This window comes from Mesonia sp. HuA40 (assembly GCF_008017835.1).
Taxonomy (GTDB): Bacteria; Bacteroidota; Bacteroidia; order Flavobacteriales; family Flavobacteriaceae; genus Mesonia.
In genome coordinates this window covers 227,860-253,356 of the sequence record NZ_VRLT01000059.1, presented here as the reverse complement: position 1 = coordinate 253,356, position 25,497 = coordinate 227,860, and the positions used below count along the sequence as shown (strand labels likewise).

Sequence of the window (25,497 nt, the reverse complement as noted above, 5' to 3'; positions counted from 1 at the left end):
AAAATTTAATAATATTAAAGGGTATAAGAAATGGTGTTTATTCTTATAAAAATTAAGATTTTTTATTTTTAAAAAGCACTAATATTGGGGTATTAAGCTAATTAATTCAGTTCTTTTTATCTCAACTGGGCGTCAAGTTCTTTAGCCAGTTGTCTTTGTAATTTATTCATTACTTTATCTATTTGTTTATCAGTCAAAGTTTTATTTTTATCTAAAAAAGTAAAACTTACTGCATAACTCTTTTTGTTTTCTGGTAATTCTTTTCCTTGATAAACATCAAATAAATCAACAGACTGCAAACATTTTTTCTCCGTTTTTAAAGCCAGCTCGTAAATTTGCTTGAATTTTACAGATTCATCCACCAAAAGGGCAAAATCTCTTCTTGAAGAAGGATATTTAGGAATAGGTTCATACTTAACATTTGTTTTGCTAATTAATTCTATTATCGCATCCCAATTAAAACTAGCCGTTAGTACCTCTTGTTCTATATCAAATTCTCTTAAAATTGACTTTTTAACAACTCCAAAACTTACAAATTTGATATTCTTTATACTATAAGTTAATCCTTCTGATAGATCATTAGAATCAGTAGGGGTAGTATTGAATTTGGTTATGTTTAGTCGAGACAATAAGCACTCTACTATACCCTTTAAGTAGAAGAAATCGGTTGGTTTCGTTGTCTCAACCCAATTATCTTCTTTTCTGTTTCCTGTAACAATTAGTTGTAATTGCTTATTTTCTTTGTATCCTTTTTTATTTTGATAAATCTTCCCGAATTCAAAAAATTTAAGATCGGTATTCTGTCGATTTATATTATAGGCGATAGCTTCCAATCCGCTAAATAGCATAGATTGGCGCATTACACTTAGTTCTTGACTTAGTGGATTTAGGATTTCTACATTTTCTTCTTTTACCAGATCTTTATTTAGAGCGGTATAATCTTTGGTTAGTGAATTGGCCATCATTTCATGATAACCTTGGGCCACTAATTGTTGAGCGATAAGATTTTGTATTTTAAAATCTTCATATCGGTTAGTGTTGGCTATGGTTGCATTTAGTTTTTCGCTAAATTCAATATTGTTATACCCATAAACCCTTAAAATTTCTTCAATTACATCAACCTCTCTTTGCACGTCTACACGATAGGCAGGAATTGTAAGGCCTAAACCGGTTTCTGTAACGTTATTGACGCGAATATCTAAAGATGCCAAAATAGACTTGATTATGCTAGGATCTAATTCTTGCCCTACTAAGGAGTTTATTTTTTTAAACGTTAAAAATACTTGAAAATCATTTATTTTTTTTGGGTATATATCATCTAAATCACTAGAAACAAAGCCTCCTGCAATTTCTTGAATTAAGAGCGCTGCTCGTTTTAAGGCATATTCTGTAATGTGAGGATCTACACCGCGCTCAAATCGAAACGAAGCATCAGTGTTTATAGCATGTCTTTTAGCTGATTTTCTCACGCTTACCGGATTAAAGTACGCGCTTTCTAAAAATATGGTAGTAGTTTTTTCAGTTACCCCAGAATTTAAACCTCCCATAATCCCTGCCATACAAATAGGGCCGTCTGCGTCACAAATCATAAGATCTTCTTCGTGAAGCTCACGCTCTACACCATCTAGCGTCGTAAATTTTGTTTTCGCAGCAAGCGTTTTAACCTCAATCTTTTTACCTTTAATAGCTTTAGCATCAAAAGCGTGAAGGGGTTGACCAAGCTCATGCATTACATAATTGGTGGCATCAACAATATTGTTTTTCGGTGTGATTCCTATTGCTTTTAATTTGTCTTGTATCCATGTGGGAGATGCTTTTACTTCAACATCAGAAAGGGTAATACCGCAATAACGAGGAGTTAATTGATAATCTTGAACTTCAATTTGTACGCGGTGACTACGTTTCTCTACGTAAAAACTGCTTACCGAGGGTGTATTTAGCGAACCGTTGATGTCGTGTCTTAGCAAACCAGCTTTTATATCTCTTGCGACACCAAAATGACTCATAGCATCAGCGCGATTAGGGGTAAGGCCAATCTCAAAAACCTTATCATAGGTTATTTCAAAAACCTGATTTAAAGGTGTGCCTGGTTTTAATTTACTATCTAGCACTAAAATCCCTTCATGACTTTGTCCTAATCCTAATTCATCTTCGGCGCATATCATTCCAAAGCTATGTTCACCTCTTATTTTACCTTTCTTTATTTTCCAAGCCTCTCCTTTATCATCATACAATTGGGTCCCAATGGTAGCCACTGGCACCTTTTGACCTGCGGCAACATTAGGGGCACCACAAACAATTTGTAAGTTTTCCTTTTCACCGATATTAACTTGGGTAAGCTTTAATTTATCGGCGTTGGGATGCTGGATACAAGAAATGACTTCGCCTACTACAATTCCTTCTAAACCGCCTTTTACAGACTCATAATAATCAATACCTTCTACCTCAAGACCTAGGTCTGTAAGTAAAACCTCCATTTTTTCTGCACTCCAATCTGTTTTAATAAATTCTTTAATCCAGTTATATGAAATTTTCATAGGTAATCATCTTGTTTTATGGGGAGCAAATATAAAATTTATTTTCTCATTAAAGCTTTAAAAATACATTGGCTTCGGTAGAATTATACAATATTATAAATTATTGTTTAACTGATATATTTCCAATTTTTTTTGTTTTTGGTAATATTCAAATAGGTGTTTTTTACCCGGGTATGTTCAGTGAGTTCTAATCGAGCATCTTTTTCAATAATTTTCTTTGCCCATTGACGGACTTGTTGTAAAATATCTTGATCTTGAACAATATCTGCAATTTTCATTTGTAGTATACCACTTTGTTGGGTGCCCATTAAATCTCCAGGTCCACGCAGTTTTAAATCAACTTCAGATAGTTTAAAACCGTCGTTAGTTTGAGTCATTGCTTCTAACCTGGTTTTGCTATCATTAGATAGTTTTTGCCCTGTAATTAAAATACAAAAGCTTTGTTCTGCGCCACGGCCCACCCGTCCTCTTAACTGGTGTAGCTGCGATAAGCCAAAGCGCTCTGCACTTTCAATCACCATTACACTTGCATTGGGTACGTTAACACCCACTTCTATAACTGTTGTGGCTACCATAATTTGGGTTTCTCCTTTTACAAAACGATTCATCTCAAACTCCTTGTCAGCTGGTTTCATTTGACCGTGAACCACCGAAATTTGATATTCTGGCATAGGAAAATCTCTAGCAATACTTTCATATCCATCCATCAAGTCTTTATAATCCATATGTTCACTTTCTTGAATCAATGGGTAAACAATATAAACTTGTCTACCTTTTTTAATTTCTTTTTTGAGAAAATGAAATACTTTTAACCTATTATTATCATAACGATGAACTGTTGTGATAGGCTTTCTACCGGGTGGAAGTTCATCAATTATAGAGATATCTAAATCGCCATAAAGACTCATAGCAAGGGTTCTTGGTATTGGCGTAGCGGTCATGACCAAAATGTGAGGTGGTAATTGATTTTTGGTCCATAATTTTGCACGTTGAGCAACTCCAAATCGGTGCTGTTCATCAATAATAGCTAAGCCCAAATTTTTAAAAATCACCTTATCCTCCAAAAGTGCATGAGTACCAATAAGTATTTTAAGCTCTCCAGACTCCAGACTTTCATGAATTTTTTTGCGGTCTTTTTTCTTAGTTGATCCAGTTAACAACTCTATTTCTATATTCATAGGTGCGCAAAGTTCTAGTAACCCCTGATAATGCTGAGTGGCTAGAATTTCTGTTGGCGCCATTATACAAGCTTGAAAATCATTATCTAAAGCCAATAAAGAAGATAAAAAAGCTACCATTGTTTTTCCAGAACCAACATCACCTTGTAAAAGTCTATTCATTTGAGCACCAGTGCCCATATCGTTTCTAATCTCTTTTACTACTCGTTTTTGAGCGTTAGTTAGTGTAAAGGGTAAATGTTGCTCATAAAACTCTGTAAATAGGCTACCTACTTTTGTGAAGTCATAGCCTTTAATCTTTTGTTTTCTTATTTTATTCTTTAGTATGAGTTGCAGTTGTACATAAAATAACTCTTCAAATTTTAGTCTATATTTTGCTTGAGCTAATAACTCAGCGTTTTTTGGAAAGTGTATATATAAAAGGGCCTTTGCCTTAGGCATCATATTTAGCTCTTTTAGAAGGTAATCGGGTAAAGTTTCAGAAAATTGCTTGTAAGATAACTTAATTAGATTCTCTATGGCTTTAGAAATAACCTTATTACTCACGCCACGCTTACTTAATTTTTCTGTACTAGGGTAAATGGGCTGCATCAAGCCACTTAGACTTTTTTTCTGTTCTTCAAGGCTTTTAAGGTCTGGATGGGGTATAGAAAATTGCCCGTTGAACCAATTAATTTTACCAAATATAACATATGCTGTGTTTAATTTTAGCGATTCTCTTATCCATTTAATGCCCTTAAACCAAACCAATTCTAGGCTACCGGTATTGTCTGTAAAACTAGCAACCAAGCGTTTGGTTTTACCATGGTCAATAGTCTTTAAATGCGTTATTTTACCTACAATTTGCACTTCTGCATCATTTCTTTGTAGCTCGTTTATTTTGTAATATTTAATTCTGTCAATATACCGGTTAGGAAAGAAATTCAATAAATCTGAATACGTATAAATACCCAGTTCTTCCTTTAATAGTTTAGCCCGATTTGGACCAATTCCTTTGAGGTAATCTATTGGAGTTAATAAATAAGATGAATTCATAAGGCTAAGATAGTTTTTGTAAAAAGTTTTCGCAACTACAATGCCCTTAAAATAGGTTAATTTAAACCAATTAATTTTGTATTTTTCAACACCAAAACGCTTTTATGAAAAAGATTTATTTGTTGCTTCTTCCTCTTTTCTTTACGGAATTGATTTATGCCCAAAATCAGCCGCATTTAGATATTAAAAATATAAATGCTTTTTTAAAAATTAAACCCGTTAAAAAGCAGGTTGTAGGTGAGGTAGAACTTCAATTTATGCTAAATCAAGCATGCGATTCTATCTTTTTAGATGCTAAAAATATGGAAGAAGTAGTTTTGAAAACCTCGAAAATATCAGTAAAAACTACATCTGAAAAAATATGGTTTTATAATGATTTTAAAGCAGATAGTTTATATTCTATTCAATTTAAATATCTGGCAAAACCCCAACAAACTTTATATTTTAATAACTGGGATATCCCAGAAAAAGCTCAAGTTTTTTCGCAAGGACAAGGCAAATATACCTCTCATTGGTTACCTAGTTTAGATGACATGAACGATAAAATAGAGTTTGATCTAAGTTTTGAGGCACCTCGAGAGTATACTTTAATTAGTAACGGAAAATTGATAAGCAAGAGTGTTTTTGAAAAGGTGTCGCGCTGGACGTATGATATGCAAAAACCGATGAGCAGTTACCTTGTAATGGTTGCTTTAGGGAGATTTGATTTTGAAAAAATTCAGAGTAAATCGGGTGTACCTATATACTTGTATTTTGCCCCCAGGTATCATAAGTTGGTTGAGCCTACATACCGATATACCAAAGAAATATTCGATTTTTTAGAGTCAAGTATTGGGGTAGCTTATCCTTGGCAAAATTACAAACAAGTACCTGTTAAAGACTTTTTATATGCCGGAATGGAAAATACAGGAGCCACCGTTTTTTCAGAACAATTTTTAACCGACTCAATAGGTTTTATCGATCAAAATTATGTCAATGTAAATGCTCATGAATTGGCTCATCAATGGTTTGGCAATTTAATTACCGAAACCAGCTCAACCCATCATTGGCTTCATGAGGGGTTTGCTACCTATTATGCGTTGAAAGCAGAGCGAGAAATATTTGGGGACAATTATTTCTTTTATTCTATGTACCAAACCGCCGAACGATTATCTGAAGCGAGTGAATCGGGTAGAGGAGAAGCGCTTCTAAATACAAAAGCGAGCTCACTCACCTATTACCAAAAGGGAGCGTGGGCGCTATTTTTTTTAGAAAATAAATTAGGCGAGTCAGTTTTTAAAAAGATAGTGAAAAGTTTTTTAGAAAAATATGCTTACCAGAATGTAAGAACCGAAGATTTTATAAAAGTAGCCGAAGAAATCTCAGGCAAGGATTTAAGTGGGTTTGAGAAAAAGTGGCTATTAGCAAATACATTTCCTTCTTATGAGGCAATGAGACTTTTAAGCACCATTGAATTTATGCAAAAATATTTAGCGTTAAATGCATTAAGAGAACTACCACTTGAGCAGAAAGTTGAAGATTTAAAGGATGCATTAAGCGCTCCTGTAAACGATTATTTGGGTCAAGAGGCAGTAATTCAATTGAGTTTAGAAAATATCCATTCACCCGTAGTGGTTGCTTTACTTAAAATGGCGCTTAAAAGCGAATCTTTACTGGTAAAACAGAGTGTAGCACTGCATATTGATAAAATTCCGTCCACTTTGAAAAAAGAATATGAGCAATTATTACACGAGAAATCATATACTACACAAGAAGCGGCTCTTTTAAATTTATGGATCAATTTTCAGAGCAACCGAGCAAATTACCTAGAGCTATTAAAAGATAAGCAAGGTTTTTACAATAAAAGTTTACGCCACCTTTGGCTTGGGTTGCATTTGGCAACTCCCGCTTATAAACCGGAAAATAAAACGGTAATTTTTCAAGAATTGAATCAGTATACCAATGCTATTTATGATATTAGTATTAGAAGAAGTGCCTTTTCTATAATAAGGCAAATTAATTTATGGTCAGATGAAAGCTTACTCAATTTAATAAAAGCTACTCAGCATTATAATTACCGTTTTTATAGCTTTGCACGTAATATGATTAAAGAATTAGCAAAAAATGGAGCGTTAAAAAAACAGATAAATGCTCTAAGCCAACAAGTAGAATTTAGAAATAAACAATTTTTAAAAACAATTTTAGATTAATGAAGGCATTGGTTATCTCGGGTGGGGGTAGTAAAGGCGCCTATGCAGGTGGTGTAGCTGAATTTTTAATTCGTACACAAAATAAGAAATATTCTATTTTTGTTGGTTCATCTACGGGTAGTTTATTAATTCCTCACTTAGCTATCGGTAAACTAGATAAGCTGTACAATACTTATACACAGGTCACGCAATCTAGTATTTTTAGTATTAATCCTTTTACCATTAAGAAAAAAGAGAATAGAGAGTATGTAGGCATTAACTTCATTAATACGCTAATTCAGTTCATAAAAAATAAACGTACGTTTGGAGAAAGTAAAAATCTACACAAACTCATACGTCAAAAAATCACACCAGAAGAATTTCGATTGATTAAAGAAAGTGTAACCGATGTAGTAGTTACCGTTTCAAACCTTACCAAAAACAAGGTGGAATATAAATCAATTAAAAATTTTAACTATGATGAATTTTGCGAATGGATCTGGATTTCTTGCAACTACACGCCATTTATGAGTTTGGTGAAGAAAAATGGTTGTGAGTATGCCGATGGAGGTTTTGGTTCACTAGTGCCTATTCGTGAAGCAATACGGCGTGGTGCTACAGAAATTGATGCAATTGTGCTAGAATCTGAAAATATGGAGCATAATAAAGTACTGGGGAACAACCCTTTCTCGCTTATGGTAAACCTTTTCGGATTTATGCTCGATCAAGTCGAACGCAGTAATATAATTGAAGGAAAGTTAGCAGCCATAAATAATAATGTCACCTTAAATCTTTATTACACGCCTAGTAAATTAACAGAAAACTCATTAATTTTTGATAAAAAACTAATGTCAGAATGGTGGCAGCAAGGTTATTTATATGCACAAAAAAAAGCAGCCCATTCAGATGAGAATGAGCTACGATAAAAATTTTTTGTTTTAAAATTTAATGGCTTACCAAAGCCCCTTAACTTCTTGTTTAATGTAGGCCAAACCAGTTTGACTAGGTGAACTTTTTTCCATCATTTCAGATAAAATAATTTCTCTTAACTTAGTGGGAGAGTCAACACTCTCGCTCATATTGGTTTTTCGAATAAGGGCAATGGTTGCGTTTTTGGTAGCTCTAATCGCATTCCAGCAACCTTCACTTACATAAATCTGTTGCGAGATATTGTGTTCAAATTCCTGTTCTATGTGCTGTATGAGTAAATTTTCATATTCATTTTTGTCTTCACTAGTTGGTTTTATTCTAATGAGTAAACTTCCTGGGTCTATGCGCTCTAACAAAAGTGTTAAACGCTCTAAAGCCTGTAGTCTTACGGGTAAGGTTTGTTTGCTGTTTTGTTTGCGTATTTCAAATAATTGTTTTTTACTTTCAGCCCTAAAATAGCTGTTAAAGAAATAATAATTAATTAAGGCAACTAAAATTGCTGGTAAAAGATAAAAGGCTAATTGTATTAAGTTTTCTTCCATAATTAATATCGTACAGTGTCTTTTTTAACGTCTTCTTCAGATTTTTCTTTTTGATAATTTCCGCCTAAGTAAGGGCAATTTTGAATTGCCTCCATACCCTTAAAATCAACCTTAGTTTTATGGTATTCGTAAGCATCGGCTAGTGTCTTTGTAAAATCTTGATCGCTAAGGTTAATGTTTACATCATCCATAGTAAACTCACAAGGGTGCTCATATCCACAAGCGTGTGTAATTTCTAAAACTTCTTTTCTAAAGTTTTTAAAATAAAAAAGATTTCGTTTGGCTTTGTCTTTTACATCAATACCTCGTTGCAACCATTTGTTTTGTGTAGCAATACCAGTAGGACAGGTGTTGTTATGACAGGATTGGGCCTGTATACACCCTATACTAATCATAGCTTCGCGAGCAACGTTTATACAATCTGCTCCCATGGCAAAAGCCATAATAGCCGAGGAGGGAAAACCTAATTTACCACTACCTATAAAGAAAATATCTTTGGTGAGATCATAATCTTTAAATATTCTATACACACTTTTAAATCCATAGGCCCAAGGCACAGCAACGTGATCGGCAAAACTAGGAGGTGCAGCACCTGTACCTCCTTCACCGCCATCAATACTTATAAAATCTGGTCCTTTTCCTGTTTCTTTCATCAATTCAGCCAATTGCTTCCAACCTTTAGTTTTACCAATTGCGGCTTTTACACCAACTGGTAGGCCTGTTTTGTCTGCAATGTCTTCGATGAAATCAACCATTGAAGGAACATCGGTGAAAGCCGAATGATATGGGGGTGAGATAACATCCTTATTTAAGGGGACATGTCTAATTTCTGAAATCTCTTTGGTAATTTTAGAAGCTGGTAAAACACCTCCTTTACCGGGTTTAGCTCCTTGTGATAGTTTAATTTCTATTGCCCTAATTTGAGGGTTGTCTTCGCACAGTTTAACGAGTTTATCCATACTAAAATTTCCTTCATCGTCACGAATTCCGAAATAACCCGTTCCTATCTGTAGCATTAAATCGCCGCCTTTTTTATGGTATGGGGATACACCACCTTCCCCTGTGTTGTGAAAAGCATTGGCCATTTTTACCCCTCGGTTTAGAGATTCAATAGCTTTAGCCGATAAACTTCCAAAACTCATAGCAGAAACATTGATTGCCGAAGCAGGCCTATAAGGTCTTCTTCGATTTTTCGAAAGTCCCATTACTTTAGCACATGGTAAAAAATAAGGGTCCTTTACATTTGGATGGTTCTCGGGCAATCGGTAGGGCATCATCGCATTATTGATAAAAATATAATTAGTTGCGTAAATGTCACGATCACTTCCAAAACCCTCGTAATTATTCTGATTTTTCGCCGAAGCGTAAATCCAACCGCGTTGAATCCTATCAAAAGGCAATTCTTCACGGTTGTTTGCTACAATATATTGACGAAGCTCGGGACCAATACTTTCTAACATATATCTGAAGTGTCCGACCACGGGAAAATTCCGTGTGATAATATGCTTTTTATTAAAAAACAAATCTCTTATCGCAACTATAAGCACAACAACAAGAAGCCATTGCCACCAGGCAAGGTTACCTAAAAAATCTAGAATAGCATCCATTAAATTTGAATTAAAGCAAAATTTTATTTTTTGGACTAAGGTATTTAATTTATTCGGTAAACTAAAAAGTTTTTATTTTAATATCTCTAGAACATTTATGAGTTTAATTTTTAATTTTTTGATAAATTCACGCCTCAAAAAAAATGCATTGTGAATAAATTTATAGAAGGACTTAATGAAGCGCAAAGAGCTCCTGTTTTACAAAAAGACGGAGCAATGATTGTTATTGCTGGTGCTGGATCTGGAAAAACTCGTGTACTTACATTTAGAATAGCACACCTTATGCAACAAGGGGTAGACCCTTTTAATATTCTTGCTCTTACTTTTACTAACAAGGCAGCTAGAGAAATGAAGGCTCGAATTGCGAAAATTGTAGGTGCAAGTGAAGCTAAAAATTTATGGATGGGTACATTTCACTCTATCTTTGCTCGTTTGCTCCGTATTGAAGCCGATAAGCTGGGGTACCCTTCTAATTTTACAATCTATGATTCCGAAGATTCCCAAAGATTAATTAGAACTATAATTAAAGAGAAGAACTTAGATAAAGACATTTATAAGTACAAGCAAGTATTTTCTAGAATTTCTTCTTTTAAAAACAGTTTAATTACTGTTAAAGCATATTATGCCAATCCCGATTTGCAAGAAGCCGATGCTATGGCGAAAAGGCCACGACTAGGCGAAATTTATGATGAGTATGTAAAGAGATGTTTTAAGGCCGGAGCAATGGATTTTGACGACCTCTTGCTCAAAACTAATGAATTATTAACTCGTTTTCCTCGTGTTTTAGCTAAATATCAAGATAGGTTTAGGTATATTTTAGTTGATGAGTACCAAGATACCAATCATTCGCAGTATCTAATCGTTAGGGCGTTGAGTGATAAATTTCAAAATATTTGCGTTGTGGGCGATGACGCTCAAAGTATATATGCCTTTCGTGGAGCTAATATCAATAACATCTTGAATTTTCAAAAAGATTATGAAGACGTTAGAACCTATCGCTTAGAACAAAATTACCGCTCTACTAAAAATATAGTCAATGCAGCCAACTCGGTAATAGACAAAAATAAAGTAAAGCTAGAAAAAGTGGTGTGGACTGATAATGATGATGGTCCTAAAATTCAAGTCAACCGACTTCTAAACGATGGGGAAGAGGGTCGATTTGTTGCTAGCTCTATATTTGAAAACAGAATGAATAACCACCTGAGTAATGGCGACTTTGCCGTACTTTACAGAACCAACGCACAAAGTAGAGCTATAGAAGATGCGTTAAGAAAGCGCGATATTCCTTACCGTATTTACGGAGGAACTTCATTTTATCAAAGAAAAGAAATCAAAGACGTTTTGGCTTATCTAAGGGTTATAGTGAACCCGAATGACGAAGAGGCCTTAAAAAGAATTATCAATTATCCCGCTAGGGGTATTGGGGCGACTACTCTAGATCGTTTAATTCTAGCAGCAAACTCATATGATAAATCTATATTTCAAATCATTGAGCATTTACACGAACTCAATACCGGAATCAACTCCCGCACAAGAGGTAAATTAACCCAATTTGCTACGATGATAAAGAGTTTTCAGGTTACAGCAAAAAATTCTGATGCTTTTGTGCTTACCGAAATGGTAGCTAAAAAAACGGGATTGGTTCAAGAACTAAAAAAAGACGGGACGCCAGAGGGAGTTGCGCGTATTGAAAACGTTGAAGAATTGCTTAATGGGTTAAAAGATTTTGTCGAAGAACAGAAAGAACTCGCTGATGCTACGGGTAATATTTCTGAATTTCTTGAAGATGTCGCCCTAGCTACCGACTTGGATAATGCAACAGACGATGAAAATAAAGTAGCGCTAATGACCATCCATTTAGCAAAGGGCTTGGAGTTCCCATATGTTTATATTGTAGGTTTAGAAGAAGATCTATTCCCTTCAGGGATGAGTATGAATACGCGATCTGAACTTGAAGAAGAGCGAAGGTTATTTTATGTGGCTTTAACTAGGGCAGAGAAAAAAGCTTATTTAACCTACACGCTGTCTCGTTATCGGTGGGGAAAACTTATAGATGCCGAACCTAGCCGTTTTATAGAAGAAATCGACGAGCAATATAAAGAATATCTTATGCCACCCGATGAACTAAGAGGTAATTCATTTGTAAATCCTGATTTGTTCGGTGAGGTCGATAAAAGTAAATTAAGGCAAAATAAGCCAACTCCAGGAGTTCCCCCTCCTGCTCATAAGCCTAGTGAAGAGCAACTTCGAAAATTAAGAAAAATAAGACCTCAAAATAGCCAGAGCGCTGCAAGAATTGATAAAGAAGTACTTCAATTAGAAGTAGGTACATTGGTCGAACACTTACGTTTTGGGCGGGGCAAGGTAGTAGGATTAGAAGGGGGTGGTCAAGATAAAAAAGCAGAGATAAATTTTGAAAATGGAGGACTCAAAAAATTATTACTTCGCTTTGCCAAGCTTAAGGTTTTAGATTAGGTGTTAATTATTTTCTAAAACAATATAGAGTTTTTTAAATTTTAAAAAAATATAATACTTCAAACAGACTAAAAATCTTATTTTGATTAAAATTTAGAAGTTGATAATTTTTCGTCTTTTGTCTATAAAATTAATTTAGTGTTATGAAAATGTGAAATTTTAAAGATTTTCTTATTGATAAGAAAATTTTAATAGTATTACTACTATATTTGCAAGTAAAGATAACTTTATGAAAAAACTGGTTAATCAATTACATTTTGTCATACCACCAGTTATTTACCTTAAAAATCCGTTAGAAACTGCTCTAGGACGTAAGATCATTAAGCATAGTATTGAACTAATGCAAGAAGGAGGTTTAGACGGTTTTACATTTAAGAAACTTGCTAATCAAATAGGATCTAATGAAAGCTCTATATACCGTTATTTTGAAAACAAACACAAGCTTTTACTATATTTAATATCTTATTATTGGCGTTGGGTTGAATACAATCTTGTCTTAGAAACCCAAAGTTTAACGGAGCCTACCGCAGTCCTTTATAAAACAATAGAAGTTATAACTGGGTCACCCCAAGATTTACCACATCATGATACCATTTCTATCAAAAAATTACAGGCGATAGTGGTAGAAGAATATGCAAAAGCATTTCAAGTTCGCGAAGTAGATGCAGAAAATAAAGCCGGGAATTTTAGAGTGTACAAGGAATTAGTAGAACGCATAAGCACCATTATTCAGACAGCTTTACCTGAATATTCGTTTAAAAAGTCTTTAGCTCATCAACTTGTACAAGGTACCCTAAAGCAACAATTTTTGCGAAAGCATTTCCCTAATTCAATTGAAGGTGAAGACAAAAATAGGGTGCAAGATTTTTTTATGGATTTATTTAATGATAAAGTAACGCTCTATGGAAAAAAATAGAATTCCAGCTTTAAAGAAAATAGTTGATTTGTTAGCCCTAGATAGAAAAGATATTTTTCAAATATTATACTATGCTATTTTCGCTGGGATTATCAGTTTAAGTTTACCGCTAGGTATTCAGGCTATTATCAATTTATTACAAGGTGCTCAAATTAGTAGTTCTTGGATTATATTAGTCATCATTGTAACTTTGGGTGTAGGTTTTGCAGGAGGTCTTCAAATACTACAGCTAGATATTATAGAAAATATACAGCAAAAACTATTTGTACGCACCTCATTTGACCTGATTTACAGGATTCCTAAAATAAGGGTAAGAGAACTTATTGATAAATATCCCCCAGAATTAGCCAATCGTTTTTTTGATGTTATAAACTTACAAAAAGGATTGCAAAAATTACTTTTAGATGTACCTGCAGCAGTTTTACAAATATTGTTAGGATTATTACTATTAAGTTTATACCACCCATTCTTTATTGTGTTTGGATTTCTATTGGTCATTTTGTTTTATATTTTGTTACGTTTTACCTTTGATAAAGCATTAGTTTCTAGTCTACAGGAGTCAAAAAGTAAGTATAAAGTAGCTTATTGGGTTCAACAAGTAGCCAAAAACTACATAAGTTTAAAAATTGCCTCCAATAATATAGAATTAAATAAGAACAATCAATTAGTTGAATCATACCTGAAGCATCGGCAAAATCATTTTTCTATTTTAAAAAGCCAATTTAAAATAATGGTTGTTTTTAAAGTTACGGTAACTGCTGGTTTACTAATTATAGGAGGATTACTGGTGCTTAACCAGCAGATGAATATCGGACAGTTTGTGGCAGCAGAAATCATTATTTTGTTATTGATTAATTCTGTCGAAAAACTAGTATTGGGTCTTGAAACAATTTATGATGTTTCTACAGCCATTGAAAAATTAGAAGAAATAGGTGAAAAAAAATTAGATTTTAACACCGATACTTTAAGTCCAGAGATTAGCCTTTTTCCATTACATATTTTTAGGCTACATAGCAGTAAATTGAGCGTAGCTGATTTAGTCATAAACCGTGGGGACCAAATTAATGTGGTAGGGAACGATTTAAAAACCCGAGATCTTTTCTATTACCTTACCGGAGTTAAAAAGTCGAAAGATGGGAAAATATATTTTGACGGACGTGAAATCTATACAGTGTCATTAAAAAATTACCGTAATTATCTTGGCTTAGTTTTACGCGATGACCAGATTTTTGAAGGTACTTTATGGGAAAATCTAACCTTAAATAGGAAAGGCATTAAAGAAAAAGACGTTTTTTCAATACTTACATATTTCAGTTTAATAGATGAAATACAGACTTTACCATTTGGCTTGCAGCAATATATTGTACCCAATGGTGATGTGATAACCTTTAAATTGGAACAGCTTATTTTTCTACTAAGAGCACTACTTAAAAAGCCCAAGATGCTTTTTGTTGAGCACGAATTTGCAAATCCTGATTCGTATTTAGAAAAATTAGTTACTTATACTCGAGAAAATGAAATTACTTTAGTCATATCAAGTAACCAAAAACTTTCGAGCCAATTGAAAATTGTTGAGATTAAAGAATAGAAGCTATGCGTAATTTTAATGACGATGCCTTTGATGCCAAAAAAGAATTGGCCAGTTTTAGTGCCTACCAGCTCTTATTTAAAAATAAACATAGCGGCTACCTTACCAAAATTTTACTTTTTAGTTTTTTACTGCTATTTGTATTTATGTTTTTACCCTGGACACAAACCATTTCAGGTAGCGGCTATGTTACTACTTTAGAGCCAAATCAGCGTCCGCAGACTATACAATCTATTATACCGGGTAGTATTGAAAAATGGTATGTAAGAGAGGGAGATTTTGTAGAGGTAGGCGACACCATTTTAAAGATTAACGAAATTAAAGAAGCTTATTTTGATACCTTGCTTTTAAAGCGAACAAGTGAGCAAATTGACGCTAAATCTGGTGCGGTTATAGCGTATCAAGATAAAATCACCGCTTTAAACAATCAATTGAGAGCTTTACAACAAGAAAGGAGACTAAAGACCGAGCAAAACGAAAATAAAATTAAACAAATTCAACTTAAGTATAAAAGCGACAGTATTGCTTTAGAGGCAGCTAAAATTGATTTAGCGATTGCTAAAAAACAATACGAACGAAATGAAGAACTCGAAAAAGAAGGACTTAAGTCTTTACAGGACGTAGAGGAAAAGCTTTCTAAGTTTCAAAAAAATCAAGCCTATGTCATTGAACTCGAAAATAAATTACTTACCTATAGTAACGAATTATTAAATGCGCAGATTGAAGCCAACAGAATTCAAGCTGAATTCGACGATAAAATTAGTAAAGTGCAGAGCAATATATCTAGCACATCAAGCACACAGTTTGAAGCTAAGGCACAGGTTAGTAAATTAGAAAATACCCTAAGCAATTACCAAGTGCGTCAAAATCTCTATTATGTAACTTCTCCAATAGCTGGATTTATTAATAAGACCATAAAAACTGGTAGAGGGGAGGCTTTAAAGGCAGGTGAAAAAATAGTAAATATTATGCCTCATAACCCAAATTTAGCAGTAGAAACTTATATAGAACCTCTAGATTTACCATTGGTTAGGTTAGGAAGCGAGGTGAGAATACAATTTGATGGGTGGCCAACAATTATTTTTAGCGGATGGCCGAATGCTTCTTATGGTACTTTTGGAGCAACGGTGGTCGCAATAGATAATAACATTAGTCCTAATGGTAAATACCGCTTGTTATTAGCACCAAAAGAAGATGAATCTTGGCCAGATGCGCTACGCGTAGGTTCTGGAGCTCGAACCCTTGCTTTATTAAAAAACGTGCCGGTGTGGTACGAAATTTGGCGAAATTTAAATGGTTTTCCTCCAGATTACTATGTTTCTGATAATAAATCCGTAAAGAAATAAATGAAAGCAATTAATTTTATTTGTTTTATGTTACTATTTGTCCTTACGCCAATTAAGGTAACAGGTCAAGAAGAAATTTTTGGTATAGACGAGTATTTAGCACTTATAAAAAAACATCATCCAGTTATAAAACAGGCCAATCTTAAATTGTCTCAAGCCGAAGAAAAACTATTAAAGGCGAGAGGCTTGTTCGATCCTAAACTTGGTGGTAAGGTAAAACAAAAAGATTTTAAAGGTACAGGGTATTATGATTTGTGGCAAGGTGAAATCAAAATACCAACTTGGTTTGGTGTTGAGCTTCAATCGCAATATAATTTAGCCGAAGGTTATTATGTAAATCCCCAAAACATAACCCCAGAAGAAGGCTTATGGTCGGTAGGGGTTAGCCTTCCTTTAGCTAAAGACTTGTTGTATGATGACCGTAGAAATGCACTAAAACAGGCAAAAATATTTCAAGATTCAGAAAGAATACAGCGCGATATCAAAACCAATGAAATTTTAACTAAAGCCTTGAAGGCCTATTCTTATTGGATACTTTATTATGAAAATAAACAGGTTTATAAAACTTTTTTAGAAAATGCCATTATAAGAAATCAAGGAGTGGTTAAAAAGGCTTTAGCGGGAGATATCCCCACAATAGATACCCTTGAAACTCATTTATTTGTAAAAAATCAAGAATTGGCTTTTAACGAAGCCAAACTACAAGAACAAAAAGCTAAATTGGTAATATCTAATTTTTTATGGGTAGAAAATGTTCCCTTAGCCATAACAGAAGAATTAGTTCCAGAATCTAATATAAAGATGGCTCAACTTGTACCCAATCTTATCGGTTTAAATAACTTTCAAGCAAACCAGCATCCTCAAGTTCAATTGCTAGAGAATGACCTTACTGCACAAGACTATAACCTGCGCTTAAAACGAAATAATTTATTACCCGATTTACGCATCAAATATAATTTTTTAACCGAGCATTGGAGCGACCAACCTGTTTTTAATGAAAAAGATTACACTTTTGGTGTAGCTTTTAAATTTCCCTTATTCTTAAGAAAAGAGCGGGCAGATGTACGCATAGCAAAATATGAGATCGAAAAAATAAGCTATGAAAAATCTGCACTTGCTTATCGTTTAGAAAATGATATTAAGGCCCAACGAGTGTTAATCAATACACAGATAAAACAGCTAGAAATTCTACAAGAAATAGTAGATGGTAGTGAAACACTAGTAAAAGCGGAGCAACGTTTGTTTGCCCTAGGAGAAAGCTCTATATTTTTAATCAATAGCCGAGACAATAAATTTATAGAGAACAGAATTAAACTAAATAAAGTTAAAAATAAATTAAATTTAGCCTACGCGGAATTGATTAGCCTTTTACAACCAAAAATTGATTAGCTTTAAGGTATCTTTAAAATAGCAAATTTTTAAAATTCAAAATTATGGCAGAATTGATAAAAATCTACGAAGAAAATCCATCACCTAAGGCTATTAAACAAGCAGTTGATATTTTAAGGAATGGAGGTTTGATTATTTATCCCACAGATACCGTTTACGGTCTAGGTTGTGATATTACCAATACGGCAGCTTTAGAAAAAATAGCACGCATAAAAGGAGTAAAATTAGAGAAGTCGAACTTTTCTTTTATAGTTGAAGATTTAAGCAATCTTTCGGAGTATGCAACGCTAAACAATCAAAATTTTAAACTTTTAAAAAGAAATTTACCAGGACCTTATACTTTTATTTTGCCTGGATCTAGTAAACTACCCGCAGTTTTTAAAAAGAAAAAAACGGTTGGTATTCGTGTGCCCAATAACGCTATAGCTAAAGCTATTGTAAATGAATTGGGTAATCCTATTGTTTCTACTTCTATAAAGGATGAAGATGAATTATTGGAGTATACTACAGACCCATCTCTTATATTTGAAAAATGGGAAAAATTAGTAGATGCTGTGATAGATGGGGGTTATGGAGATAATCAAGCGAGTACTGTAATTGATTTAACAGGCGAACAGCCCGAAGTTATTCGAGAAGGAAAAGGTAGCTTAGAAATTTTTTAAACAAAAAATTAAAAATAAAAGGCAACTTAAAATGAGTTGCCTTTTATTCTATAGTGCGGCTTTTTTAATTTCATCTACAATTTCAGGATTTACCAAAGTTGAGATATCACCCATATTTTCTGTTTCTTTAGAGGCTATTTTACGCAAAATTCTTCGCATAATTTTTCCGCTTCTTGTTTTGGGTAACCCCGATACAAATTGAATTTTATCAGGTTTGGCTATCGCTCCAACATTTTTTACAATTTCATCAATAATTTCCTGTTTAAGCGCTTCACTTTTCTCTATCCCATCGTATAATATAACAAAAGCATATAATGCGTTACCTTTAATATCGTGGGGAATCCCAACAATGGCACTTTCAGAAACAGCTTCGTGTTCTCCGATTGCATTTTCTATGGGTGCAGAACCTAAATTGTGACCAGAAACTATTACCACATCATCTACCCGCCCTGTGATTCTATAGTTGCCTGTCGCATCGCGATAGGCGCCGTCTCCAGTAAAATAATAATTAGGGTAAGTGCTAAAATAGGTTTCTTTAAATCTTTGGTGATCATTCCAAATAGTACGCGCCATTGCGGGCCAAGCCGACTTGATGACCAAGTGACCCTCTGCCTTTTGTCCGTTAAATTCGATTTCCTCTCCTTGCTCATTCATCAATGCAGGCTCAACTCCTGGTAAGGGTAAAGTAGCAAAGGCTGGTCTTGTGGCAGTAACACCCGCCAATGGGGCTATCATAATGCTTCCTGTTTCTGTTTGCCACCAAGTATCAACAATAGGGCAATTTGTTTTACCTATATTATCGTTAAACCAATGCCAAGCTTCTTCATTGATAGGTTCTCCTACACTTCCTAAAACTTTTAAAGAGCTTAAATTATGTTCTTCAACGTGCCGCAAAGGCTGTTTTGCTAGTGCACGAATTGCTGTTGGCGCAGTATAAAAATGGGTGATTTTAAACTTCTCTATGATTTCCCAGAACCGATTATAATCTGGGTAACTGGGTACTCCTTCAAACATAAGACTTGTAGCTCCAGACGCTAGCGGGCCATAAATAATATAAGAATGTCCCGTAATCCAACCTATATCGGCGGTACACCAATAGATCGCGTCAGCAGCGGTTTGAAATACATTTTGAAAGGTGTAACTGGTTCCAACCATATAACCTGCTGTTGTATGTACCATTCCCTTTGGTCTTCCAGTTGAACCCGACGTATACAAAATAAATAAAGGATCTTCAGCATTAACGGGAGTGGCTTCACAATCTAAGCCAACTTGTTGCATTTCATCAAACCAGAAAGTATCGCGATTGGGATGCATTTGGGTAGGGTTGATGGTTCTGCGATATACAATTACATTTTCAATGCTAGGTGTGTCTTTTAAAGCCTCATCACAGATTTCCTTTAACGGAATTGATTTTGTGCCACGAAAGTATTCATTGGCCGTAATTAATAACTTACAGGAGCTATCGTTAATCCGGCTGGATAAAGCCTTACTTGAAAATCCTGCAAAAACGATAGAGTGAATAGCCCCTATGCGTGCACAGGCGAGCATAGCTATAGCCAATTCAGGAATCATTGGCATATATATGCAAACACGATCTCCTTTTTGTATTCCTTTGCGTTTTAAAACGTTAGCGAATTGCTTTACTTTAACTAGCAACTGTTTGTAGGTTATAATTCTAGATTCCTCATTAGGGTCATTCGGCTCCCAGATAATTGCATTTTTATTGGGTTGAGATTCAGCATATCTGTCCAAACAGTTCTCGGTTATATTTAGTTCGCCATCTTCAAACCATTTAATATTCGGTTCTTCAAAATCTGCTTTTAAAACTTTTGAATAGGGCTTTCTCCATATGAAGTCTTTTGCAATAGCATCCCAAAACGTTTCGGGGTCTTGAATACTTGCTTTGTAAGCTTTTTTATAAGCGGCGAAAGATTTTATTTGATGATTCATAACAAAGAATTATATTTAAAATTTAGGAAAGTCTTTATAATTTAAAATTTCTTGATCTTTCCAAACAGAAGGGAAAAATTTCCGCTGCTGGTATTTAGGATGAAGATACTTCATCCATTCAGATCCTCCCGTAGCAGCCTTAGCTTCACCTTTTTTATTTAAATAATGTTGAGCAGTATTAAGGTGTACTATAGGCCAAAGCACATTATAGGCATTATCAAATTCTCTTACAGCTTCGAGTAAAGAATCTTGTACAACACCATATTTATCAAGACGTTCAGCCAAGGTGTTTCCTTTTACGCTATCGGCTAAAGTAATAAAATCGGCTAAATATTTTTCCTCAAACTGTCTTAAAGTTAAAGATTTTTTGCCCGTTTTACGGTTGTGTCCGGCATCTTTCCAGTAAATGTGTTCAAAATAATCTTTTGTGGTAGGATTATTAGGTAAACGTTCACGCCCCTTAGCATTTATTAGATTGATTAGGGGGGTACAATATATTTCTAATAATCTAAATTGTGCACTTTGAAACCCACTTGCCGGTGTTAAGGTTGCTCTAAAAACATTATAATCGTCGTAATCCATTCCAAAGCGCATTACATCAAAAGAAGTCATTAACATTCCCGTATACCGATTTAATCGCTCTAGTTTTTCTTTGAAAATTTCTTGTTCGGGTAAATCACCATGAACCAGTTGCTTAATTTCATGAATCATTAGTTTTAAAACCAATTCGGTAATTTGATGATACATGATAAAGATCTCTTCATCTTTAAAATCTGTTCTTGGCTTTTGTAGGGTTAAAAGGGTGTCTACTTGAATATAATCCCAATAATTTATAGGTTTGGCTTGTAGCAATCCATTCAAATAATTCTCGGGGTTTTCTCCCAAATTATTATATTTTTCTTCAATTTGCTGAATCACTTTATCCTGGGTACTCATAGGGTTTTTATTAATGGTTAAAAGATAAAATTAATTTTAAATTGCTAGAACTTATCGAGCAATAAAAATTCTTCATTAATTTAATTCTGAAATGTAAGGCTTTCTTGTTATTTTTACCAAGAAATTTGAAAATTATGGCAGAGGAAAATAAAATAGAAAGAATAAAATGCTTAATTATTGGCTCAGGACCCGCAGGTTATACGGCTGCGATTTATGCCGCAAGAGCAGATATGAAACCTGTGGTATACACAGGTATGGAACCTGGAGGCCAATTAACCACTACAACAGAAGTAGATAATTTCCCTGGTTATCCCGAAGGAATCGATGGTCCAACTATGATGGTGCAATTGCAACAACAGGCAGAACGTTTTGGTACCGAAGTAAGAATAGGTATGATTACCGAAGTGAAATTAAGCCAAGAAATTGGAGGTGTTCACAAAGCTTGTGTAGACAACAAAACTTGGATAGAGGCACAAACAATTATTATTTCTACCGGTGCAACGGCAAAATATTTAGGTTTGCCTAGTGAACAGCGTCTACGTGGAGGTGGTGTTTCGGCTTGTGCGGTTTGCGATGGTTTCTTTTATAAAAATCAAGATGTGGCTATTGTAGGTGGTGGTGATACAGCAGCAGAAGAAGCTACTTACCTAGCAAATATATGCAATAAAGTAACCATGTTGGTAAGAAAAGACGAAATGCGTGCCTCTAAAGCTATGCAACACCGTGTTACTTCGACAAAAAATATAGATTTGCGTTATAATACAGAAGTAGATGAGGTTTTAGGAGACCAAGTAGTTGAAGGTTTGCGTATCGTTAATAATCAAACTGGAGAAAAAGAAGAAATAAAAATAACAGGTCTATTTATTGCTATTGGTCATAAGCCTAATACCGCTATTTTTAAAGATCAATTAGAGATGGATGACTCGGGTTACTTAATCACAAAGGGAAAAACTACAAGAACCAATATACCTGGTGTTTTTGCTAGTGGTGATGTTCAAGATAAAGACTACAGACAAGCCATTACAGCAGCAGGAACAGGTTGTATGGCAGCTCTAGATGCCGAGCGTTACTTGGCCACAGTTGCAACACTAGAAGAAGAGGTTTCGGCTTCTTAGGTTAGGGGTTGAATAATTTTAAAGAATTTTAGAGAAAATCCGTAAAATTAACTTTACGGATTTTTTTATGCCTTTATAATATCATAGTATTCAATAAAAAAATGTTCTAAAGCCAACATATTCTTATTGAAAAAAGGAATTACAATTTCCCAAGAATTTTTGTTATGAATACTAACTTTTTCTTCTAATGGAATATAAATATAACCGATATATTTACCCGGCATCACCTCGTAATTTATATCAAAAATAAAATCAGGGCTAACCTCATCTAGTAATAGTTGCTTTAAACTTATAAATTTATTCCAATAGATTTCTTGCTGGCTAGAATCAACTGCATCTATCTTAATTCCGAGATTTGCCCCTTTTGTATCAAAATTAAACTTTAGATCAATCGCTTTAATTTTTGTATCATATAATATCCATTTTTTCGGACTTTGTTTTCCAAATTGGGTCCAAAATTCTTCTCTAATTTTTTTTGATTCCGACTTGCTAAACATTGATTATAAAAAATAAGCTGTAACAATCCCAACCAAGATAGCTAAAACCTTAGATAGATTGAATTGATGGTTTTTAGATGATTCAAATAAAATAGTAGTAGAAACGTGCAATAAAATACCAATAACAACTGCCTCAATATATATATTAAACTTTGCAAATCCTGTGAAATATTGCTGGGTTAAGCTTCCTAATGGTGTCATTAAAGCAAATATAAAAAGGAACAAAAAAACTTTTATGCGAGAAAGCGAAGAGTAAAGTAAAAAAGAACTAATTATTATTGCAATTGGAATTTTATGAATTACCACACCCCATAATAAGTGATTATGTCCGTGTAAAGGATAGCCTTCTAAAAAAGAATGTAAACATAAGCTAATAAAGAGCAAAATAGGGAAGTTAGTTTCACTTTTATCAATATGAATATGCCCGTGTTCGGCTCCCTTAGACAAAAATTCTAAAAACAATTGCAATAAAATACCCAACATTGTACATACACCTACTAATTTGTTATAGTCTTGGTAAACATGTGGTATAAACTCAAATACAGTAATCGCCAACAAAAAAGCACCACTAAAAGATAATAGTAATTTTATCGCATTGGCATTGTATTTTATAAGCCTAGCTATTAATACACCTATTAAAACAGCTAGAATGGGTAAGAAACTACTCATCTGCGAGATTTACAATTAATATCATTCTTGGTGATTCGGTTACGTCAAAAGTATTTAATTGGTAATCGCCAAAAACATTGACTAAATTAAGCCCTAGCTTATTAAAAAAATGTTTAAAATCAACTAACTCAAATGCTCTTACTCGCTCAGTAAAATGAAAATATTGCCCCTCAGACTCAAAGCTGATATCTTTATATATAAATTTAGAATCTATTCTTCGTTTTATATGAAAAATAATCTCTTCAACCCGTTTAGTTTCTTCTTTAATCAGATTTTTTTGAACGTGATTTTTATTCACAAAATCGATAACGGCACAAGCCTTTGGTTTAAGTTGCTCTTTAAAAGCTTTTAAAACCATTTCATTATCTTCATCATCTTCAAAATAACCGAAACTCGTAAACAAATTAAAAATGGCATCAAACTTGGCAGGCAGCGCCAAGCGCATATCTTGTCTTTTAAAATGCAAAGATTCATTGGCATATTGCTCAGCAAATGCTATATTATTGTAAGAAAGGTCTATAGCCGTTACTTCAAGCCCTATTTTATTTAAAAAATTGGCGTGTCTTCCTCTACCACAAGCCACATCTAAAATATGTGTACCACGTTTTAAACCTAGGTATTCAACCAGATTATTCATAAAAAAAGCAGCCTCTTTTTCATCTCTATGCTTATAGAGTTTATGGTAATGAGGGGTATCAAACCAATGTGCGTACCATTTTTTATCGTCAATTCTCATAGCCCACAAAAATAATGTATTTTTGCCGTAAGAGAATTTATATATGCAAAATAATTTTGAAATGGTGGCCAAAACCCTATACGGATTAGAGGAGGTTTTGGAAACTGAGTTAAAGAACTTAGGCGCGATTAACGTTAAAAAGGGTGTTCGAAATGTTAGGTTCGAGGGAGACAAAGGTTTTATGTATAAGGCAAATTTAAGCCTGAGAACCGCAATTAAAATTTTAAAACCCATTAAGCAGTTTAAAATATTTAATGAAGACGATTTATATAAAAAAATATACGCTGTAAAGTGGGAGAATTTTATAGATAATAATGGAACATTGGCGGTTGACGCAACTGTGCACTCAAGCCGATTCACCCATAGTAAATTTATAGCGCTTAAAACTAAAGACGCAATAGTTGATCGGTTTAGAGATCAGAGCTCAAAAAGACCTAATATTGATTTAGATTATCCAGATTTAAGAATAAACATCCATATTGAAGAAAGTCTTTGTACAGTTTCACTAGATAGTTCTGGGCAATCGCTTCACAAGCGCGGATATAAAACGGCAACTAATATTGCCCCAATAAATGAGGTACTGGCAGCCGGTATGCTTTTACTGAGCGGGTGGGACGGTCAATCACATTTCTTAGACCCAATGTGTGGTAGTGGTACATTATTAATAGAAGCTGCAATGATTGCGTGTAATATACCACCCAACTTAAATAAAAAAGAATTCGGTTTTGAACGTTGGAAAGATTGGGATGTTGATTTATTTGAAAAGATAGAAGAGTCGGTTTTAAATAAAATACGTGGTTTTGAGTATACTATTATTGGATACGATAAAGCCCCTTCTGCAGTGCGAAAGGCACAAGATAACGTTAAAAATGCAAACTTAGAAGAGTTTATAAAAATTGAACAATTAGATTTTTTTAACAGCGAAAAACCAGTAGATGGCCATTTACACATGGTATTTAATCCCCCTTACGGGGAAAGGTTATCGATTGATATACCTCGCTTTTACTCTAGCTTAGGAGATACTTTAAAACAAAATTATCCAGATACTCAAGCTTGGTTTATAGTATCTGATTTTGAAGCGATAAAAAATGTAGGTCTACGACCTTCTCGAAAAATAAAACTATTCAATGCAAAGTTAGAAGCCAGGCTTTTGAAATATGAGATTTATTCTGGAACAAAAAAAGTGCATAAGATTAAGCAATAAGAACGATTAAAAGTATA

19 protein-coding genes are annotated in these 25,497 nt (G+C 34.1%); 10 read left to right on the top strand and 9 right to left on the bottom strand.

The features are described from left to right. Nucleotides 1-116 precede the first annotated feature (116 nt). The gene (gene pheT / locus FT993_RS10775; protein WP_147862557.1) at nt 117-2,537 is read right to left on the bottom strand and encodes a phenylalanine--tRNA ligase subunit beta; all 2,421 of its coding nucleotides are present in this window, start codon (nt 2,535-2,537) and stop codon (nt 117-119) included. 107 nt (nt 2,538-2,644) lie between these two features. After that, a complete protein-coding gene (recG, locus tag FT993_RS10770; RefSeq protein ID WP_147862556.1) occupies nt 2,645-4,750 on the bottom strand; it encodes an ATP-dependent DNA helicase RecG in 2,106 nt (701 codons plus the stop codon). A gap of 104 nt (nt 4,751-4,854) precedes the next feature. Here recG and FT993_RS10765 point away from each other — a divergent pair, with 104 nt between their 5' ends. Together FT993_RS10765 and FT993_RS10760 are read left to right on the top strand one after the other, a co-directional pair. After that, complete coding sequence (locus tag FT993_RS10765) at nt 4,855-6,939, top strand: M1 family aminopeptidase (protein WP_147862555.1); 2,085 nt, start codon at nt 4,855-4,857, stop codon at nt 6,937-6,939. Then, complete coding sequence (locus FT993_RS10760) at nt 6,939-7,844, top strand: patatin family protein (RefSeq protein ID WP_147862554.1); 906 nt, start codon at nt 6,939-6,941, stop codon at nt 7,842-7,844. Before FT993_RS10765 ends, FT993_RS10760 begins: the two co-directional genes overlap by 1 nt. Nucleotides 7,845-7,871: 27 nt before the next feature. Here the strand turns inward: FT993_RS10760 and FT993_RS10755 are convergent, their stop codons facing one another. After that, entirely contained in the window at nt 7,872-8,390 is a 519-nt protein-coding gene (locus FT993_RS10755) for a hypothetical protein (RefSeq protein WP_147862553.1), read from the bottom strand. Between the two features lie 2 nt (nt 8,391-8,392). After that, entirely contained in the window at nt 8,393-9,997 is a 1,605-nt protein-coding gene (locus FT993_RS10750) for an FMN-binding glutamate synthase family protein (protein ID WP_147862552.1), read from the bottom strand. Between the two features lie 150 nt (nt 9,998-10,147). On the opposite strand from FT993_RS10750, the gene FT993_RS10745 reads away from it, so the two are divergent. The 6 genes from FT993_RS10745 to FT993_RS10720 all read left to right on the top strand — a co-directional run bounded on the left by FT993_RS10745 (nt 10,148) and on the right by FT993_RS10720 (nt 18,373). Further along, nucleotides 10,148-12,472, top strand: coding sequence for an ATP-dependent helicase (locus tag FT993_RS10745; protein ID WP_147862551.1), 2,325 nt, complete (start codon nt 10,148-10,150; stop codon nt 12,470-12,472). A 229-nt stretch (nt 12,473-12,701) separates the two neighbouring features. Beyond that, a complete protein-coding gene (locus FT993_RS10740) occupies nt 12,702-13,388 on the top strand; it encodes a TetR/AcrR family transcriptional regulator (protein ID WP_147862550.1) in 687 nt (228 codons plus the stop codon). Continuing rightward, the gene (locus FT993_RS10735) at nt 13,375-14,976 is read left to right on the top strand and encodes an ABC transporter ATP-binding protein (protein WP_147862549.1); all 1,602 of its coding nucleotides are present in this window, start codon (nt 13,375-13,377) and stop codon (nt 14,974-14,976) included. The genes FT993_RS10740 and FT993_RS10735 overlap by 14 nt, the downstream gene beginning before the upstream one ends. 5 nt (nt 14,977-14,981) lie before the next feature. Beyond that, the gene (locus FT993_RS10730; RefSeq protein ID WP_147862548.1) at nt 14,982-16,322 is read left to right on the top strand and encodes an HlyD family secretion protein; all 1,341 of its coding nucleotides are present in this window, start codon (nt 14,982-14,984) and stop codon (nt 16,320-16,322) included. Further along, entirely contained in the window at nt 16,323-17,711 is a 1,389-nt protein-coding gene (locus tag FT993_RS10725) for a TolC family protein (RefSeq protein ID WP_147862547.1), read from the top strand. A 44-nt stretch (nt 17,712-17,755) separates the two neighbouring features. Continuing rightward, entirely contained in the window at nt 17,756-18,373 is a 618-nt protein-coding gene (locus tag FT993_RS10720) for an L-threonylcarbamoyladenylate synthase (protein WP_147862546.1), read from the top strand. A gap of 48 nt (nt 18,374-18,421) precedes the next feature. Here FT993_RS10720 and acs read toward each other — a convergent pair whose 3' ends face one another. After that, nucleotides 18,422-20,323 (bottom strand): acetate--CoA ligase, encoded by a 1,902-nt coding sequence (gene acs / locus FT993_RS10715; RefSeq protein WP_147862545.1) that lies wholly within the window; start codon nt 20,321-20,323, stop codon nt 18,422-18,424. Nucleotides 20,324-20,338: 15 nt separating this feature from the next. Beyond that, nucleotides 20,339-21,259, bottom strand: a complete 921-nt coding sequence (locus tag FT993_RS10710; RefSeq protein WP_147862544.1) for a tryptophan 2,3-dioxygenase family protein — start codon at nt 21,257-21,259, stop codon at nt 20,339-20,341. Between the two features lie 134 nt (nt 21,260-21,393). Here FT993_RS10710 and trxB point away from each other — a divergent pair, with 134 nt between their 5' ends. Then, complete coding sequence (gene trxB, locus FT993_RS10705) at nt 21,394-22,374, top strand: thioredoxin-disulfide reductase (protein WP_147862543.1); 981 nt, start codon at nt 21,394-21,396, stop codon at nt 22,372-22,374. A gap of 65 nt (nt 22,375-22,439) precedes the next feature. On the opposite strand, the gene FT993_RS10700 is transcribed toward trxB, so the two are convergent. The 3 genes from FT993_RS10700 to FT993_RS10690 are packed head-to-tail and all read right to left on the bottom strand — an operon-like array spanning nt 22,440 to nt 24,276. Further along, nucleotides 22,440-22,871: a DUF4268 domain-containing protein gene (locus tag FT993_RS10700; protein WP_147862542.1), complete on the bottom strand. Its 432-nt coding sequence runs from the start codon at nt 22,869-22,871 to the stop codon at nt 22,440-22,442. Between the two features lie 3 nt (nt 22,872-22,874). After that, nucleotides 22,875-23,540, bottom strand: a complete 666-nt coding sequence (locus FT993_RS10695) for a ZIP family metal transporter (protein WP_147862541.1) — start codon at nt 23,538-23,540, stop codon at nt 22,875-22,877. Beyond that, the gene (locus FT993_RS10690) at nt 23,533-24,276 is read right to left on the bottom strand and encodes a cyclopropane-fatty-acyl-phospholipid synthase family protein (protein ID WP_147862540.1); all 744 of its coding nucleotides are present in this window, start codon (nt 24,274-24,276) and stop codon (nt 23,533-23,535) included. Before FT993_RS10690 ends, FT993_RS10695 begins: the two co-directional genes overlap by 8 nt. Nucleotides 24,277-24,319: 43 nt before the next feature. Here FT993_RS10690 and FT993_RS10685 point away from each other — a divergent pair, with 43 nt between their 5' ends. Continuing rightward, nucleotides 24,320-25,480: a class I SAM-dependent RNA methyltransferase gene (locus FT993_RS10685; protein WP_147862539.1), complete on the top strand. Its 1,161-nt coding sequence runs from the start codon at nt 24,320-24,322 to the stop codon at nt 25,478-25,480. Nucleotides 25,481-25,497: the final 17 nt, after the last annotated feature.

Coding starts and splice junctions, on each gene's coding strand:
- pheT (WP_147862557.1), bottom strand. CDS start 2,537: ATGAAAATTTCATATAACTGGATTAAAGAATTTATTAAAACAGATTGG.
- recG (WP_147862556.1), bottom strand. CDS start 4,750: ATGAATTCATCTTATTTATTAACTCCAATAGATTACCTCAAAGGAATT.
- FT993_RS10765 (WP_147862555.1), top strand. CDS start 4,855: ATGAAAAAGATTTATTTGTTGCTTCTTCCTCTTTTCTTTACGGAATTG.
- FT993_RS10760 (WP_147862554.1), top strand. CDS start 6,939: ATGAAGGCATTGGTTATCTCGGGTGGGGGTAGTAAAGGCGCCTATGCA.
- FT993_RS10755 (WP_147862553.1), bottom strand. CDS start 8,390: ATGGAAGAAAACTTAATACAATTAGCCTTTTATCTTTTACCAGCAATT.
- FT993_RS10750 (WP_147862552.1), bottom strand. CDS start 9,997: ATGGATGCTATTCTAGATTTTTTAGGTAACCTTGCCTGGTGGCAATGG.
- FT993_RS10740 (WP_147862550.1), top strand. CDS start 12,702: ATGAAAAAACTGGTTAATCAATTACATTTTGTCATACCACCAGTTATT.
- FT993_RS10735 (WP_147862549.1), top strand. CDS start 13,375: ATGGAAAAAAATAGAATTCCAGCTTTAAAGAAAATAGTTGATTTGTTA.
- FT993_RS10730 (WP_147862548.1), top strand. CDS start 14,982: ATGCGTAATTTTAATGACGATGCCTTTGATGCCAAAAAAGAATTGGCC.
- FT993_RS10725 (WP_147862547.1), top strand. CDS start 16,323: ATGAAAGCAATTAATTTTATTTGTTTTATGTTACTATTTGTCCTTACG.
- FT993_RS10720 (WP_147862546.1), top strand. CDS start 17,756: ATGGCAGAATTGATAAAAATCTACGAAGAAAATCCATCACCTAAGGCT.
- acs (WP_147862545.1), bottom strand. CDS start 20,323: ATGAATCATCAAATAAAATCTTTCGCCGCTTATAAAAAAGCTTACAAA.
- FT993_RS10710 (WP_147862544.1), bottom strand. CDS start 21,259: ATGAGTACCCAGGATAAAGTGATTCAGCAAATTGAAGAAAAATATAAT.
- trxB (WP_147862543.1), top strand. CDS start 21,394: ATGGCAGAGGAAAATAAAATAGAAAGAATAAAATGCTTAATTATTGGC.
- FT993_RS10700 (WP_147862542.1), bottom strand. CDS start 22,871: ATGTTTAGCAAGTCGGAATCAAAAAAAATTAGAGAAGAATTTTGGACC.
- FT993_RS10695 (WP_147862541.1), bottom strand. CDS start 23,540: ATGAGTAGTTTCTTACCCATTCTAGCTGTTTTAATAGGTGTATTAATA.
- FT993_RS10690 (WP_147862540.1), bottom strand. CDS start 24,276: ATGAGAATTGACGATAAAAAATGGTACGCACATTGGTTTGATACCCCT.
- FT993_RS10685 (WP_147862539.1), top strand. CDS start 24,320: ATGCAAAATAATTTTGAAATGGTGGCCAAAACCCTATACGGATTAGAG.